The sequence below is a fragment of the Nocardia sp. NPDC059764 genome (assembly GCF_042732555.1).
Taxonomy (GTDB): domain Bacteria; phylum Actinomycetota; class Actinomycetes; order Mycobacteriales; family Mycobacteriaceae; genus Nocardia.
On the sequence record NZ_JBHWHH010000057.1, the window covers coordinates 24,012 to 39,774 of the forward strand.

General features: G+C 66.9%; 13 protein-coding genes. 7 read left to right on the forward strand and 6 right to left on the reverse strand.

The annotated features are described in order from the left end of the window. Positions 1-71 precede the first annotated feature (71 nt). The 5 genes from iolB (at position 72) to ACFV4K_RS15340 (ending at position 7,169) form a co-directional block, all read left to right on the forward strand. Positions 72-962: a 5-deoxy-glucuronate isomerase gene (gene iolB / locus ACFV4K_RS15320; protein ID WP_379275285.1), complete on the forward strand. Its 891-nt coding sequence runs from the start codon at positions 72-74 to the stop codon at positions 960-962. After that, on the forward strand, positions 959-2,809 hold the full coding sequence (gene iolD, locus ACFV4K_RS15325; RefSeq protein WP_379275287.1) for a 3D-(3,5/4)-trihydroxycyclohexane-1,2-dione acylhydrolase (decyclizing): 1,851 nt from the start codon (positions 959-961) through the stop codon (positions 2,807-2,809). The genes iolB and iolD overlap by 4 nt, the downstream gene beginning before the upstream one ends. A gap of 152 nt (positions 2,810-2,961) precedes the next feature. Then, on the forward strand, positions 2,962-4,479 hold the full coding sequence (locus tag ACFV4K_RS15330) for a hypothetical protein (protein WP_379275288.1): 1,518 nt from the start codon (positions 2,962-2,964) through the stop codon (positions 4,477-4,479). 581 nt (positions 4,480-5,060) lie between these two features. Then, the gene (locus ACFV4K_RS15335) at positions 5,061-5,882 is read left to right on the forward strand and encodes a DUF4184 family protein (protein WP_379275308.1); all 822 of its coding nucleotides are present in this window, start codon (positions 5,061-5,063) and stop codon (positions 5,880-5,882) included. A gap of 186 nt (positions 5,883-6,068) precedes the next feature. Beyond that, positions 6,069-7,169, forward strand: coding sequence for an alpha/beta hydrolase family protein (locus ACFV4K_RS15340; protein ID WP_379275290.1), 1,101 nt, complete (start codon positions 6,069-6,071; stop codon positions 7,167-7,169). 51 nt (positions 7,170-7,220) lie between these two features. Here ACFV4K_RS15340 and ACFV4K_RS15345 read toward each other — a convergent pair whose 3' ends face one another. The 6 genes from ACFV4K_RS15345 to ACFV4K_RS15370 all read right to left on the reverse strand — a co-directional run bounded on the left by ACFV4K_RS15345 (position 7,221) and on the right by ACFV4K_RS15370 (position 14,453). Continuing rightward, a complete protein-coding gene (locus ACFV4K_RS15345) occupies positions 7,221-7,943 on the reverse strand; it encodes a hypothetical protein (protein WP_379275292.1) in 723 nt (240 codons plus the stop codon). 28 nt (positions 7,944-7,971) lie between these two features. Continuing rightward, on the reverse strand, positions 7,972-9,186 hold the full coding sequence (locus tag ACFV4K_RS15350; RefSeq protein WP_379275293.1) for a hypothetical protein: 1,215 nt from the start codon (positions 9,184-9,186) through the stop codon (positions 7,972-7,974). An 82-nt stretch (positions 9,187-9,268) separates the two neighbouring features. Next, positions 9,269-9,943, reverse strand: coding sequence for a response regulator (locus ACFV4K_RS15355; protein WP_379275295.1), 675 nt, complete (start codon positions 9,941-9,943; stop codon positions 9,269-9,271). Continuing rightward, positions 9,940-11,184, reverse strand: a complete 1,245-nt coding sequence (locus tag ACFV4K_RS15360; RefSeq protein WP_379275297.1) for a sensor histidine kinase — start codon at positions 11,182-11,184, stop codon at positions 9,940-9,942. The genes ACFV4K_RS15355 and ACFV4K_RS15360 overlap by 4 nt, the downstream gene beginning before the upstream one ends. Positions 11,185-11,293: 109 nt before the next feature. After that, complete coding sequence (locus tag ACFV4K_RS15365) at positions 11,294-13,504, reverse strand: MMPL family transporter (RefSeq protein WP_379275299.1); 2,211 nt, start codon at positions 13,502-13,504, stop codon at positions 11,294-11,296. Positions 13,505-13,646: 142 nt separating this feature from the next. Next, the gene (locus ACFV4K_RS15370; RefSeq protein ID WP_379275301.1) at positions 13,647-14,453 is read right to left on the reverse strand and encodes a hypothetical protein; all 807 of its coding nucleotides are present in this window, start codon (positions 14,451-14,453) and stop codon (positions 13,647-13,649) included. 145 nt (positions 14,454-14,598) lie between these two features. Between ACFV4K_RS15370 and ACFV4K_RS15375 the strand changes: the two genes are divergently transcribed. Then, positions 14,599-15,330 carry a serine hydrolase domain-containing protein gene (locus tag ACFV4K_RS15375; protein WP_379275310.1) on the forward strand — a complete coding sequence of 244 codons (732 nt, stop codon included), beginning with the start codon at positions 14,599-14,601 and terminating at the stop codon, positions 15,328-15,330. Positions 15,331-15,450: 120 nt separating this feature from the next. Further along, a partial coding sequence (locus ACFV4K_RS15380; RefSeq protein WP_379275303.1) for a hypothetical protein occupies positions 15,451-15,763 on the forward strand: 313 nt, incomplete at its 3' end.

Sequence of the window (15,763 nt, forward strand, 5' to 3'; positions counted from 1 at the left end):
GTAATGCCTTGGCCCGCAACCAGTGTCGGTGTACCAGCCGATGCGATCGGCGACGCCAGGGCGGTGCGGATATGACGCAACTGCATTGCCGGGCCGGAACGCTGGCCGACGGCAGCGACCCCGTGCTGCTGACCCCCGAGGACGCGGGATGGTCCTACGCCGGGCTGCGGGTGCTGCGGTTGGCGGCGGGGGAGCGGCGGGTGATCTCCACCGGGGAGTTCGAGGCGTTCGTGCTGCCGCTGGCCGGGGCATGCACGGTGCGGGTGGACGGGATGGCCTTCGAACTCACCGGGCGGGATTCCGTGTTCACGCGGGTGACCGACTTCGCGTATGTTCCGCGCGACGCGGAGGTGGAGCTGTCTACGGTAGACGGCCTGGAGGTCGCGCTACCGATGGCGCGCTGCGGAAGGCGTCTGGAGCCGAAATACGGTCCGGCCGAGCAGGTTCCGATCGAGGTGCGCGGCACCGGCCACGCCACCCGGCAGGTCACCAACTTCGGCACGCCCGGCGTGTGGGATCACGCCGACAAGCTCAATGCCTGCGAACTGATCACCCCGGACGGGAACTGGTCCTCCTATCCACCGCACAAGCACGACGAAGCCTCCGAGTGCGAGGTCGTGAACGAGGAGATCTACTACTTCCGCATCGCGGGGCGCGACGGAATCACCACGAGCCCTGAAGGTTTCGGATTCCACCGCACCTACACCCCTGACGGGGCACTCGACGAGAACGTGGCCGTTCGTGACGGTGATGTCTTCCTGGTGCCGCACGGTTACCACGGTCCCTGCGTGGCCGCGCCCGGCTACCCCATGTACTACCTGAATGTGCTGGCCGGTCCCGCCCCCGAACGGTCCATGGCCTTCTGCGACGACCCCGCGCACGCCTGGGTGCGGGCGAGCTGGGTGTCGGAAGCGGCGGACCCGCGATGCCCGGTCACCTCCCACGAAGGACGGCTCGGATGAAGCTCACGACCGCGCAGGCGCTGGTGGCCTGGCTCGTCGCCCAGCGCTCGGAAACTCTCGAAGGCGTCGAAGTGCCGTTGTTCCCCGCCGCTTTCGGGATCTTCGGGCACGGCAATGTGCTGGGTCTGGGCACCGCGCTGGCCGAGCATCGCGACGCGCTGCCGCTGTGGCGCGGGCACACCGAGGAGGGCATGGCGCTGGCGGCGGTCGGGCTGGCCAAGGCCACGCAGCGGCGACAGGTCGGGGTCGCGACCTCCTCGATCGGGCCGGGCGCGCTGAACATGGTGACGGCCGCCGGTGTGGCGCACGCGAATCGGCTGCCGGTCCTGCTGCTGCCCGGCGACACCTTCGTCAGCCGGGCCCCCGATCCGGTGTTGCAGCAGGTGGAGCACTTCGGGGATCCGACCGTCACCGTGAACGACGCGTTCCGGCCGGTGAGCCGCTATTTCGACCGCATCACCCGGCCCGAGCAGCTGATCGCGACACTGCCGCAGGTGGCGCGGGTGCTCACCGATCCCGCCGACACCGGGCCGGTGGTGCTGGCCCTGCCGCAGGATGTGCAGGCCGAGACCTACGACTTCCCCGACGCGCTGTTCGAGCGTGTGGTGCACCATGTTCCGCGCCCGCGTCCCGATCGGCGCGGGGTCACCGAGGCCGCGCGCCTGCTGCGGGACGCTGCGCGTCCGCTGCTGATTCTCGGCGGTGGGGTGCGGTATTCCGGGGCGGGTGGTCAAGCGCTGGAATTCGCTGAGCGGCACGGGATTCCGGTGGCCGAGACCACTGCCGGGCGCACGCTGGTGCCGCACGACCATCCGCTGTTCGCCGGTCCGCTGGGGATCACGGGCGCGGCCTCGGCGAATACGCTGGCCGCGACGGCGGACGTGGTGCTGGTCGTGGGCACTCGCCTGCAGGACTTCACCACCGCGTCATGGACGGTGTTCGCGCCGGAAGTCCGTCTCGTGCACATCAATACGGCGCGATTCGACGCGGTCAAGCACGGGGCGCTGGCGGTGGTCGGAGACGCCGACGCGACGCTGCGGGATCTCGGACCCGAACTGGAGGAGTGGTCTGCCGATCCCGACTGGACCGCACGCGCTGCGGCGGTCCGATCGGACTGGGACGCGCATATCGACAAACTGCGCGCGCCCACGCCCGGGACGCCCAGCTACGCACAGATCGTCGGCGTGGTGAACGAACTCAGCGAGGCGGCGGACTATGTCATGACCGCCTCCGGCGGCCTACCCGGCGAACTCATCGGTGGCTGGCGCGCGACCGGTGGACTGCCGACGATGGACGTCGAATACGGCTTCTCCTGCATGGGATACGAGCTGGCCGGAGCCTGGGGCGCGGCGATCGCGCGCACCGACGCCGAGGGTCTGGTCACCACCCTGCTCGGCGACGGCTCCTACCTGATGCTCAACTCCGAACTGTTCTCCGCCGCCTTCGCCGGTCACCCGTTGGTCGCGGTGGTGTGCGACAACGATGGGTATGCGGTGATCGCCCGGTTGCAGGAAGGGCAGGGCGGCACGGCGTTCAACAACTTCTACGCCGACTGCCGCACCAATCACGCCACCCCGCCGCGCGTGGACTTCGCCGCGCACGCTCGTGCGCTGGGCTGTTCGGTCTTCACCGCCGTCGAGCTGGGCGACTTCCGCGACGCCTATTCCGCCGCCCGGGCAGCCGCACGGACGGAGTCCCGGCCGGCCGTCGTCGTGGTCCGCACCCAGCCCTCTGCCTGGACCGAGGCGGGCGCGTGGTGGGAAGTCGGTGTGCCGCAGCACCTCTCGGGCCGCGCCGAGTACGATCGCGCGAAACCGGGGCAGCTGCGCTGCACGCATCCGTCCTGATCGCGGACGCGACGCGCCGGTCGCCCGAAATCCGGGCATACCGGCGGACGTCCGACTCGCGCGCGCGATCTGTGGCAGACTCGGCGCGAACACGCGGTCGGTCGATGGGCGATCAACGGTTGTATTGATCGAGGCAGTACGGGGTACGGGATTTGAAGGTCGCAATGGATCTCAGCGCCATCGAGCGGCAAGTGGCCGCGGATCGCGGGGCAGCACGGGATCGGACGCTCGAGACGGAGCTGGCCCTGGCCACCTCGCTCTGTGAGCTGGCCCGGGCGCTGATGGCGACCAAGACCGATCCGGATTCGCGGGACCGGTCCGCGTCGGCGCTGGAACCCGCGCAGGAAGCCGTGCTCCTCCGTCTGCGCTGGCTCACCAGCGGTCACGTGACCGCCCCGTTCGCCGCCGAGGTGACCGAGGCACTGCGGCTGTTCGAGCAGGCCGCCCGCACCATCGGCCACCGCGAGCTGGCCACTTCCACCATCCGCAATGCCTGTCAGGCGTATCGGCATGTGGCGCAGACCTATCCTCTCGCCGCAGGCGCGTCGGCCGATGCGCTGTCCAAGTGCAGCGTGTGGCTGTGCCGCCTCGACCCCAAGGCCGCCGTCGCGGCGGGCGAGGACGCGGTCCGTATCCGAGCGAGCCTCTTCGCCGCCGACCCGGACCAGGCCAACCGCTACCTGGCGACGTTGAACACCCAGCTGCGCACCCTCATGGTGGGTCGTCAGCGCAAGCAGGCCCTGGCCATGTACCGCGAGTGCTATGCCAAGGTCACCTCCGCGGGCATGACGCAGCGGCTGCGCGAAATCCGGGTCGAGGACATCGGATTCACCGGCAAGACCGTCACCGCCCTGCGCAAACTGGAATGCGCCACCCTGGAACGCGCCGGCTACCTGACCCAGCAGCAGATCCTCTACCAGACGGCCGGTGACCTGGCCACCATCGAGGAGATCAACTGGCAGCTGGCCCTGGTCGGCCTCAAACCGATCGCGGCCGGCGCGCTGCCGGATCAGCCCTCCAAGCCGGTGGAGATCAACACGTCTTTCGGTGCTCTGGCCGTCCGCTGCTCCTCCCGCAACGCGGTCACCCTGGTCCGCGCGGCGATCCTCGCCGCCTACACCGCCGACGGCGCAGAACCGGTCCAGAGCTCCGCCTACCAGGGTGTCGACAAGAAGCACTGGAGCACACCCGAACCCGAACCCAACCGCGCCGAACGTCTCGGCGAGGACGTCGTCCTCATCGAGAAGGTCTCCGAACACTGGGTCTCGGTCAAAAGCCTCAATTGGGAAGTGGCTCCCGTAGGCCGCCACCCCCTCGCCCTGCGTCTCTCCCAGGAATGGCCGGTGGTCAGCGTCACCACCACCGAGCAAATGTCCTACGAGTTGTGCTGGTACGAGGGCGGCGCCGCCACCCAATACGCCTGCCTGGGCCTGCCCGCCGCCCAAATCCCGCTGGAAAAGCCCTTGGCCCCCTTGGACTTCAAGGCCCTCTCCGACTACGGTGCCGACTACGCCTCCGAAACCCAGGTCCGCTCCGCCTTCGGCAACACCACCATGTTCACCAAACTCACCTGCCTCCCCGGCAGCGGCATCCGCCAAGCCGCCGAAGCAGCCCCCCTCTCCGCCCACGGCACCAACACCCTCTACTTCCGCAACCCCACCGAATCGTGAGATCCACCTGACCTGAGCTGCCGGAGTTCTCGTATCGGGGCAGACTGAGGCGCATGGTGGCAGATCCGATCGAGCTCGAAGGTAAGCGCGGAGACCTGCTGGCGCAGCTGGCCGAGCTGCGCCGCGCGGTCGCGGAACTGTCCGATGAATACGCAGCCCTCCCGGAGGGAGTAGCCGGGGTTATTTCGGCGGTGTGGCAGACCCGCTGCCGGGAACCGTGGTCGGTGGGGATACCTGCGGCAGGGGTTCGACCAGAACCGGGAACACCATGCGACTCCCGATCGGCTCGGGTGAGGGATCGTCGGGAAACAACACGAGGCCCACAATGATCAGCACTATTGCTGCGGTAGCGCCGGCGATTGGTCGCACGACGCTTGACCACAGTTCCCACGCCGACCGCGCCAACGAGCCGGATACGTCAGGCATGTCCGCCCCCTACCGCGCTGGAGCCTTCATCGATCAGTCGGCGGGCAGGGGTCACCCGTTACAGGCGGAGCTGAGTCGGCCACGCGTGAATCGCGATACCGACACCTGGATTCGAGCCTCAGAACCGGTTGAGACAGCAGTGGATAGACTTGGCCGTGCCGCTTACCTTTCCGTCGCATGCGTTGGCAGTGATCCCGTTGAAGCTCCGGTGGCCTCGCCATCTGGATGGTGTCGCATTGGTGGTCGGTGCGGCGGTGCCGGATGCCTCGTATCCGGTGGCAGGGTTCTTTTCGATGCCGGAGACGCACACACTTCTCGCGCTGCTGTGGTGGTGTCTGCCGATGGGAATCATCGCGACGGTGGTGATTCGTTGGGGTGCCGCGGATATTGCCGCACATCTGCCACGGCTCGGAGCGTTCGATCTACCCGCCTATGGCGTGCTCAGCACCGTGCGATATCGGTGGTATGTCACGGGCTACTCGATCCTGATCGGCGCAATCACTCATATCTTCTGGGACGGGTTCACACATGATCCAGCTGGTGGGCACGGCTGGGGCGTAGCCCGATTCCCCGTGCTGTTGCAGCCAGGCCTGCTCGGTAGGCCCTGGTGGTACTTGCTGCAGCAGACATCGACACTGCTTGGTGGGGTACTCGTGGTCGGGTTGTTCTACTACATCGGTCGGCGTGGATTGCTGCGAGCCTGGCACGGTGACCCACCGGCCACCCACCGCGCACCGAGGCGTTTCTGGCTGGCGGCCGGACTGGTCGCCGCATTGAGCTTGTCGCTTCTTCCACTGATGCCCTTGGCATTTCAGCCCTTCGTGGTGGGAGTCCGGCTGCTCTACGTCGGGGCGCTGTCGTTGCTGGCAGGGGCAGCGTCGATGCGTCTGTTCGGTCCGGAATCAGGCAACGATTCGCCGACGAGTCCAGGGCTGACCGAGTCCCCCGGCACAGGAAGTGGAAGATCAACCCGCTGAGGTGTCGCCCATGCCCCTTGTCGATCTTGTATGGTGGCCCATCGAGTAGCACACCGACTCGGGGGAATTGTCGTGGAACGCAGGGGATTACGTCGGCATGTCATTGCCGTAGCCGCAGTATCGATGGCGGCCACTGCTGTCGCCGGTCTCGCAGAGGCGAGCCCCGGCATACCGCCGGATACAGCTGTGACCATCAATCTGCCCGCTCCGACCGGTCCTGATGCGGTTGGCGTGGCCGAATGGCATCTCATCGACGCCAATCGTGCTGATCCATGGGACCCCAGCCGCCGACGCGAACTGATGGTGCAGATCTGGTATCCGGCTGACGATGCCGATCCCGCACCCATGGCATCGTGGATGCCGCCGGGCAGCCTGGAAGAACAGCGCTTCGGCCTCGCCCAGGCTGGTGTCGCCTCCGACAGTTGGGCGCTCGCGCCCAGTCATAGTCGTAGCGAAGCGCAGGCACGGGCCGGCGGCGGGAAGTTTCCGATCCTGCTGTACTCACCGGGGCTGGACGACACGACCGGGCTGAGCACCGCTCAGGCCGAGGATCTCGCCAGCCACGGCTACGTGGTGATCGCGATCAACCACACCCACGAAGCGTTCGCGGTTCAATTTCCTGATGGGCGTACCGAACGCAGTGCAGTGCCGCTGGATTCGGCATTGAACGTCCTGTCCGACATGTTGGTTCCAATCCGCGTCGCCGATGCACGATTCGTTCTCGATCAACTCTCTGCCGCGGCCGGGCTCTCCACCGATGCGGGTCCTGCACTGCCGCAACACCTCGCCGACGACTTGGACCTGACAAAGGTCGGCATGTTCGGCCATTCTCTCGGCGGGTCGACGACCGCTCAAACCATGCACGACGATTCGAGGATCTCCGCGGGCGTCAATCTCGACGGCCCGATCCTGGGCTCCGTTTCCACCGACGGCCTCGAACGGCCGCTACTGATGCTCGCCAGCGACACGTCGCCCTGGTTCGGGCACCCGGGCTGGGAACCGTATTGGGCTACCAACACCGGTTTGAAACTGCCCCTGCGCATCGCGGGCACCCGGCACATGTCCTTCACCGATGAACAGGTGATCGTGGCCCGGCTGGCCACGGCGGGCCTTGTGAACGATGAAGTGAAGAACGTCGCGATCGGCTCGATCGACGCAACCCGCTCGGTCGGTCTTCAACGCTCCTACCTACTGGCCTACTTCGATGCGGTTTTCGGTCGCAGCGACACCAGCCCCGCGGAAACCATCAAGCGGCTCGCACAGCCTGAAATGCTCCCGCATTTCTGACCGTCATTTGTGGCTCGACAGATCCCTCCGACTGGCGAGAAGCACACGAGGTCAGACAGGTGGGGACAGGTCGCTGTCGCTGACGGTGTATGTCAGCGTGGGGTAGACGAAGTCGGCTTCGTTGTTCTCGCGGCGGCGTAGTTGGAAGAACTCGCGCTGCTGATCTTCGTCAGCTGATGTGAGGCGTGTGCCCGGTGGGAGGTATGGGTGGCCTCCGCGAAAGTGGATGAAGGTCTTCGATGTTCGGAATGTCACGCCCAGCCATTCGTTCTCGGCCGCCTGGGCGGGGGTGTCCAGCACTATCTTGTGCTTGAGTTCCCGGTTCGAGGTGACCGAGAAGATGACGACACTGTGGTTGGCGAGAGGTATCTCGAACTTCTCGGTGGACCCCTTTCGTTCGAAGATCAGCTTTCTCGGCGGGATCGGTTCGGGGTGTCGGTAGGCGGAGAAGAGCGCGATGAACGACTCGTCGGCCAGGTCGAGGGCTTGGTCGGAATGGCTGCCCATCTTGGCGTATGCGTTCGTGTAGGTCTCGATGAGGGCGTTGTTGAACGGTTTCGAGATTCCGGCTCGGGTCTGGATCTGTTGTGCCAGGCGGTCGTGCACCGGCCGGAAGTGCTGCGTCGGGTTGGCGTAGCGAGTGGTGGTGCGGACCAGCGGCACACGGTCGGCATCATCGGCCTTGGTGAGTGTGGCGCCTCGCCGACCCTTTCCGACGTCTTCGAACAGGGCTGACGTGGAGAGCTGCGCGAAAAGGTCCTCCTCGAACGGCAAAGTGTACGAGAGGATTTCGTCGGGGATCCTAGGGGCGAGGGGCAACGTAGTCTCCGGTGTTCATGCTGAAGAGGAATCGGTCGCCGTAGTCGATGAAGGACGAGGTCCTGTTCTCCTCGGCGTACAGCCTCCGCAGTTCGTCCATGCCCTCCTGTGTGGGTGGCTCGAGCTGCACCAAGTCTCCAGCCCTGTCGAGGAAGGTCCGGCCGTTCTTGTGAACGGCTTCGGTGTTCGAGCAGCGCACCACGTAGCCCAGGCGGGTCGGCAGCAATTCGGCGTCCAATGCCGAGGGCCGGATCTCGTGGGTGTACAGGCGGTTGGTGGACAGCGGCATGAAGAAGACGGACCCCGGGTGGAGCGTCAGGTCGAACTGCGCGGGAAGGTCGTCGCGCACTTCGACCGAATCCTTGAGGCGGAAGCGAAGACTGGTCAGCCCGCTGGCATTCTTCACGCCATGGTCGAAGGGGTCTTCAGCCAAGGGTCGCAGCTTGTCGAGCCCGTCGTAGAAGGTGCAGAAGGCCATGATCCCGTTGACGGGCATGTCCTTGGTCTTGTCGGCGTGCGCCGAGATCTTGGCCTTGGACTGCTTCCGCTCCGCCGTGGCGTAAGTGTTGTGGTAGATCTGGGCGAGCACGTGGTTCAGCGGTGCCTGGCCCCGCAAGATGCTGGCGGCCTCGCGATTCAGGGACTCGACAATGCTGGTGTCGGTAGCCCGGAAGTTCTCGGTCGGCCCCGAGAGGTTCGTGGAGCAGCGGAGCAGGTGGAACCGTAGTTCGTCACCGCTGCGGGTGACAGGCGTCAAGTAGATGCCGCTGCGATGAGCGGTCCCGGGTTTGGTGGACTCGGTCAGGGATTGAAACGCGTGCTCCGCGCGGATCCGCCCGAAGTAGTCGTCGTCGAGGTCGAAGAAGCGACGGTAGTACACGCCGACTCCGTGAACGCGCACAGGAATCCGGCCGAGGTCGATGAGAGTCCGCGATCCGTAGACGTCCCCGCGGTAACCGTCCGCCAACTCCCGGACCACGAACACCCGGGCAGCGTCCCGCAGCTGCCGGTCGCTGATCGCTGACACATCACCACACAGGTAGACACTCTTCTGCACGAGATCAGGTGATCCGGAAACCAGGTCCTCCGGCGTGATCGTGCGCCCGAAGAAGTCCCTCAGCAAGTCGTTGTCCTGCAACCCGGCAGGCGTGACCAGGATATTGCCCGCATCTTCGATGCGAGCTTCTGTCGTGTCCATCAAGCGATTCCCCCACGGTCCTTCGACGTGACTGTCGATCCGAGTCACCACTCGAACCTAACCGCAAAATCCGCGTGATCGGTCAGGGGCGGGGTGGTTCGACGCGGACCAGGCCGGATTGGAAGGCGAGGACTACGAGTTGGGCTCGGTTCTGGACGCCGAGTTTCGACATGGCGCGTTGGACGTGGGTGCGGACGGTGAGGGGGCTGACGTACACTTTTTCGGCGATTTCCTCGTTGGAGAGGCCTTCGGCGACCATGGCGACGACCTCGCGTTCGCGGGCGGTGAGGACGTCGAGGGAATCGGCTGCGGTGATGCGGCTTTCGGGGCGGGAGAGGTAGCGGGCGATCAAGGCGCGGGTCGCGGTGGGGGAGAGGAGGGCGTCGCCGGCGGCTACCGCGCGGATGGAGCGGAGGAGTTCTTCGGGGCCGACGTCCTTGCCGAGGAAGCCGCTGGCTCCGGCGCGGAGGGCTTGCGCCACGTACTCGTCGAGTTCGAAGGTGGTGAGGATCATGACGCGGGTGTCGCGCAAGGCGGGGTCGGCGCAGATCTCCTGGGTGGCGGTGAGGCCGTCGGTGCCGGGCATGCGGATGTCCATCACGACCACGTCGGGGGTGGTGGCTCGAGCGAGTTCGACGGCCTCCCCGCCGTTTCCGGCGATGCCGACCACCTCCATGTCCTCGGCCGAATCGATCAGCAGGCGGAAGGTGCCGGCCAGCAGGGCTTGATCGTCGGCGAGCAGTACCCGGATGGTCATGGCGTCTTGTCCTCGTCGTCGGGAGTTTTCGGTGGTTCGAGGGGCAGTTCGGTGGTGACTTCGAAACCGCCGCCGGGCTTGCGGCCGGCGCGCAGGTGGCCGCCGACCGAGACGGCGCGCTCGTTCATGCCGATCAGGCCATAGCCGTGCGATTCCCGATCGGCCGAATCCTGTTCACCGCGAACAGTTTCGGGCGCGTCACCGCCGTCGTCGCTGACGCTGATGGTCAGCAGCAGGCGCGAGTAGACCAGGCGCACGGTCGCGGTCGCGGTGCTCGCGTGCTTGGTGACATTGGTGAGCGCCTCCTGGATGATCCGGTACGCCGTCAAGTCCGCGCCCGGTGAGAGCGGGCGTGGCACACCGGTGATCGACAACGACAACGTCAAACCGGTTCGCTCGAAAGACGTGAGCAGTTCCGACAGCTGAGCCAGGCCGGGCGTCGGTTCGAGCGGGGCATCGGAATCGTCCTCCCGCAGCAGGCCCACCGTGGCCTTGAGTTCGCGCAGCGCCGCAGAGGTGGTGCCGGCCAGCTCGTCGAGCATCTCCTGTGCCTGATCGGGCTGGCTGCGCAACAGGTATGCGGCAGTGGAGGCTTGCGCGTGCGCCAACGCCATGTGGTGGGCGACGATGTCGTGCAACTCCCGCGCGATCCGGACCCGCTCCTCGCCGACCCGCTGCCGCGCCTCCTCCTCCCGCGTCCGTTCGGCCAGCTCGGCGCGCGCGTGCAGCGCCGCCAGATAGTTGCGCCGATTGCGCCCGGCCTCGGCGAACGCACCGGCCAGCAGGTCACCGGCGACCAGCGTGATGCGTCCGCCGGTCAGCAGCGGACTGAAGTCGTGCACCAGTGAAGTGAGCAGCAGCGCGGCGCCCGCGATCACCGGCGCGAGCTTGGCCGTGCGGGCATCGGGATACCACAGGCCCAGCGAATACATGGCGACGAACGCCGCACCCGCGGTGAACACCGACACCTCGAAACCCAAGGCGCCGATCCCGATACCGCAGGCCGTCGTGATCGCCAAGACCGCGCGCGGATACGCCCGGCGCCACAGCAAGGCGATCGAGGCCGCCGCCGACAGTGCGAACACCCCGGGCGAAACCGGCCGGACCGCCACCGGACCCTGCCCGTTCGCGGTGTCGATGAACCGGCTCGCGTAGGTGGCCAGCGCGCACAGCAGGATGGCCACCACCACATCGACCGCCCGGCTGTGCCGGCGCGGCCACTGCGACCATTCGGTGGTCATCGGCACTCCTTCTCGTCGTCGAGAACAGTAATCGGCAGGTCCCGAACCGACCGGTAGGCCGCCCGCTCGGGACGGCCTACCGGTACCTGTCGCAGATCCGGCCCGCGGCTCAGGCGCGCGCGGATTCGAGCTCCCGCTCCGGTTCGGCGGCCACCGGACGGTTCAGGCTCTCGCCCTCCACGTCCACGTTCGGCAGGATCTTGGCCAGCCACCCCGGCAGCCACCACGCCTTGTCGCCGAGCAGCGCGAGCACCGCCGGGACCAGCGTCATGCGGACGATGAAGGCGTCGAAGAACACCGCCGCGGCGAGCCCGAGGCCCATCATCTTGATCATCGGTTCCCCGCCGCCGATGAATCCGGCGAACACCGCGATCATGATGGCGGCCGCGGCCACCACCACCCGGCCGCTGTGCCGGAATCCGGTGACGATGGCCTCGCGGGCGCTCTCGCCGTGCGCGAAGGCCTCCCGCATCCGGGTGACCAGGAAGACCTCGTAATCCATGGCGAGCCCGAACACCACGCCGATCAGGAAGATCGGCATCATGCTCATCACCGGACCGGTCTGGTGCACGCCGATCAGGCCGGCCAGCCAACCCCACTGGAAGACCGCGACGATCACACCGAAGGCCGCGCCCACCGACAACAGGAAGCCAAGGGCCGCCTTGATCGGCACGGCGATCGAACGGAACACGACCATCAGCAGCAGGATCGCGAGCCCGACCACCACGGCGAGATAGGGGAGCAGTGCGTCCGACATCTTCTGCGAGACATCGATATTCATCGCGGTCGCGCCCGTGACGAGCATGGTCGCACCGGTCGCCGCCCGCAGACCGCCGGCCTCACCGCGCAGGGTGTGCACGAGGTCCTTGGTCGCGGTGGTCGAGGGACCGGTGGCGGGCACCACGGTGATCATGGCCGCGTCACCGGCCTGATTGAAGATCGCGGGCGACACCGACACGACACCCTTGGTCGCGACCAGCGCGCTGGTCGCCCGTTCCACCGCGGCCCGCGGATCGCTGACGCCCTTGACATCCAGGGCGACGGTGAGCGGCCCGTTGAAGCCGGGCCCGAAGCCCTCGGCGAGGGCGTCGTAGGCGCGGCGCTGCGTCGTGGACGTCGGCTGCGCTTCCTCACCCGGCATACCGAGTTCGAGGCTCGTCATCGGCAGTGCGAGCGCGCCCATGCCGACCAGCCCGATCAACAGCACGGCCACCGGACGGCGGACGACGAATCGTGCCCAGCGCGTGCCCATCCCGGGCTCGTCCTCCTGCATCGACTCGGCGGGCAGACTGTCGCGATCCTGCTGTTGCTTGCGGAAAGCCTTGGGCAGCACCGCGTTCTGGAAGAAGCCCAGCAGTGCGGGCAGCAGCGTCAACGCGATGGTCACGGCGACGGCGACGGTGCCCGCGGCGGCCAATCCCATCGTGGTGAGGGCCGGAATCCCGACCACGGCCAGTCCGGCGAGCGCGATCACCACGGTGAGCCCGGCGAAAACCACCGCGGATCCGGCGGTTCCGACAGCCCGTCCCGCGGCCTCCGCCGCGCTGTAACCCGCGGCGCGTTCGGTGCGGTAGCGGGACACGATGAACAGCGCGTAGTCGATGCCGACCGCTAGCCCGAGCATCATCGCCAGAGTTGTTGTGGTGGTGGACATCCCGATCGCCACGATCGCGGCGATCCCGACGCCGATCCCGACCAGCGCGGTGATCAGCGGCAAGCCCGCCGCCGCGAACGCGCCGAACGTGATCATCAGCACGACGGCCGCGATGGCGATGCCGATGGCCTCGGTCGCCCCGGCCATCTCCGGCTTCGCCTGGAGCGCGGACCCGCCGATCTCCACGGTGAACCCGGCGGCCTCACCGGTGTCCATCGCGTCGGTCAGCGCGGCCTTCGTCGCATCGGTGAGGTTGTCACCGGTGGCGCCGTAGCTCACGGTCGCGTACGCGGTGGTGCCGCTCTTGCTGACCGCGCCCGTCTGGAACGGGTCGAGCACGCCGTTCACCTGCGCGCCGCCCGAGACATCGGCGACGATCCGCTCCACCACCGCCTTGTTGGCGTCGGAACCGATCTGCTGCCCCTCGGGCGCGACGAACACGATCCGCGCCTGCGCCCCATCGGATTTGGTGCCCGGGAACCGTTGCTCCAGCAGATCGAACGCCTGCTGGGACTCGGTCCCCGGAATCGAGAACGTATCCGGTGGCGCGGGCGGCGCGCTGGCGGCTCCCACCACCAGCGCAGCCATCAGCCCCACCCACAGCAGCACGACGAGCCGCCGCTTCTCGAACGCGAACCGGCCGACCCGGTACAGGAATTTCGCCATGTAGCCATGCTGGTTCGACGCCTTTGTAGTCGGCATCGTCCCGGTGACGGCAGTCCGGTGTACTGCGAACGCAGTACCAGCGCCCGCTCGCTACTCGATGGGCAGAATCTCGGCCGGACCCGCACGGGGCGGGTGGGCTGAATCAGGCGCAGGGCTGGGTTCCAGCGGCTGCTACCTGGAGCCAGATGTCGCCCGCGTAGCCGGGCAGGACGATGCCGTCGGGGAAGCCGGCCAGGGCGCCGGTGTCGTACTGGCCGCTCAGGTGGTGGTAGCCGGTGGTGGTGGGGGTCCACTTCATGGCGACGGAACTGCCGTTGATTGTCGTGGTGCCGGTGGCCGTGTTGTTGTCGTCGAACCAGGCGTTGCGGGTCGGGACGCCCGAGCTGAGGGTTTGCAGGACGCCCGAGCCCGACGAGGTGATCAGGGAGGCTGGAATACCGGACATGGTCACGGTCAGGGCGCAGCCGACCTCGGGGGTGCCGTGGACCGTGGTGCAGGGCGAGGAGGAGGCGCCGCAGGCCTTCGGGTCGGTGCTGCCGGTGCCGCTGACCTGGACGGTGGCGGAGCCCATGTTGGTGTACGGCGGGAGGGTCGTATCGCCGTTGCCGTAGCCGAAGCCGAGAACGTGGGTGCCGGGGGTCAGCGGGGTCCACTGGAAGGTCCAGGTGGAGGTGGTGCCCATGCAGGGTTGGCCCGCGATGCTCGACTTGCCGTTCCAGCTGGAGCGGACGGTGACGCCGTTGGCAGTGTCGGAGAGATCACCGCCTGTGCAGTCGGAGACCGGGACCACGACATTGTAGGTCTGGCCGACCTGGAAGTTGCTGCCCTGCACGGTCATTCCCGTGCCGGTGACGTCGGCGTGGGCGGCCGGTCCGGCGGAGAGCGCGGTCAGGGCGGAGGCCGTGGCGGTGATTCCGGCCGCGGCGAGGGTGCGGACTGAGGTACGCATGATGCGGGGTTTCTCGATTCGGCAACGCTGATTAGAGCGGGATGATCATTTGCGAATAGCACTGTTCACCGATCGGCGACGGGCCGCATGCCCCGGGTTTTCGGGGCCGTGATTCGGGCCCGCGACCGGGACGCGCGGGTTATGGATCGGCGGTCGTGGCTATGGTTCGGCTACCGGCGTAGATTCTGATGAACGCTGCTCAGCCCGTCTTCTTCGGCCCTGGAATGCCCAAGAGTTGTTCGACCTGGCCAATGCCCGCCCACCGCTGTTCGACCCGGGCGCGAGTTTTGCCTACGCCCACAGCGATCTGGTCGTGCTCGGCGAAGTTCTCCAGAAGGCGTCGGGAAAACCCTTGGGCGAGCTGATATCCGACTACGTACTGGTCCCGCTCGACATGAAGAAGAGCAAGGTCATGCTCACCGCCCAGCTGGACGAGCCGATCCTGCACGGCTACACCGATGAGCGAAAGATCTTCGAGGACGCCACCTTCTGGAATCCGACCGCATTCCTGCACAGCGGCAATATGAACTCCACCGTCACCGACGTCGGCCGCTGGGTCCGTGCCCTGGGCAAGGGCGAGCTGCTCCCCGAGGGCTGGTTTCAGCAGATGATGGCTCCCTCGACCGCCGGACTCGGCCCCCTCACCGCGCAGAAGTACTTTGCGTTCGGTGTCCCGCACATGGGCGACTGGCTGTTCATGAACCCGTCCTACGGCGGCTACAACGGAGTCGCGTTCTACGACACCAGGACCGCCACTACCGTCGTCGTCTACGTCACCTTGGGCGCCACCGCGAACGCCGACACGAACAACGCGATCCCCATCGGCACTGCCCTTGCGACCCTTCTGGTCCCGGACCGCCCGCCCCCGATTCCCTGACCGAACAGTGCAATTCCGAATAAAGGACGATCCTCCGAAATAATCAATTGTTTCGTTTTCCGTAACAAGTAGCGTCCGAATGCGATTTGCTGGAGGACAACACCAATTCAGGAGGTCGGAATGCTGTCTGCGAAGCGGCTTGCCGCCAGTGCCGTCGTCACCACCGCAGCCGCGGGCATGGTGCTCGCCGGTGGTGGAACGGCCCAGGCCGACGATGTGCCCGTGTGGCAGGCGAATTGCCACCTGTACAACATCTTCAATACCGGCGGAATGTCCAATTGCGAGTTGCCGACCTGGCATCAGGTGAAGCTCACCTGTGTCGCCTGGCCCGTCCCCTTCACCTACTGGAAGTACGGGCCCATGCAGTACGGGCAGAACCAGTCGTGGGCCAGCTGCGACTCGTTCAACGCCTTGGTGAACGTCGAGGTCATTC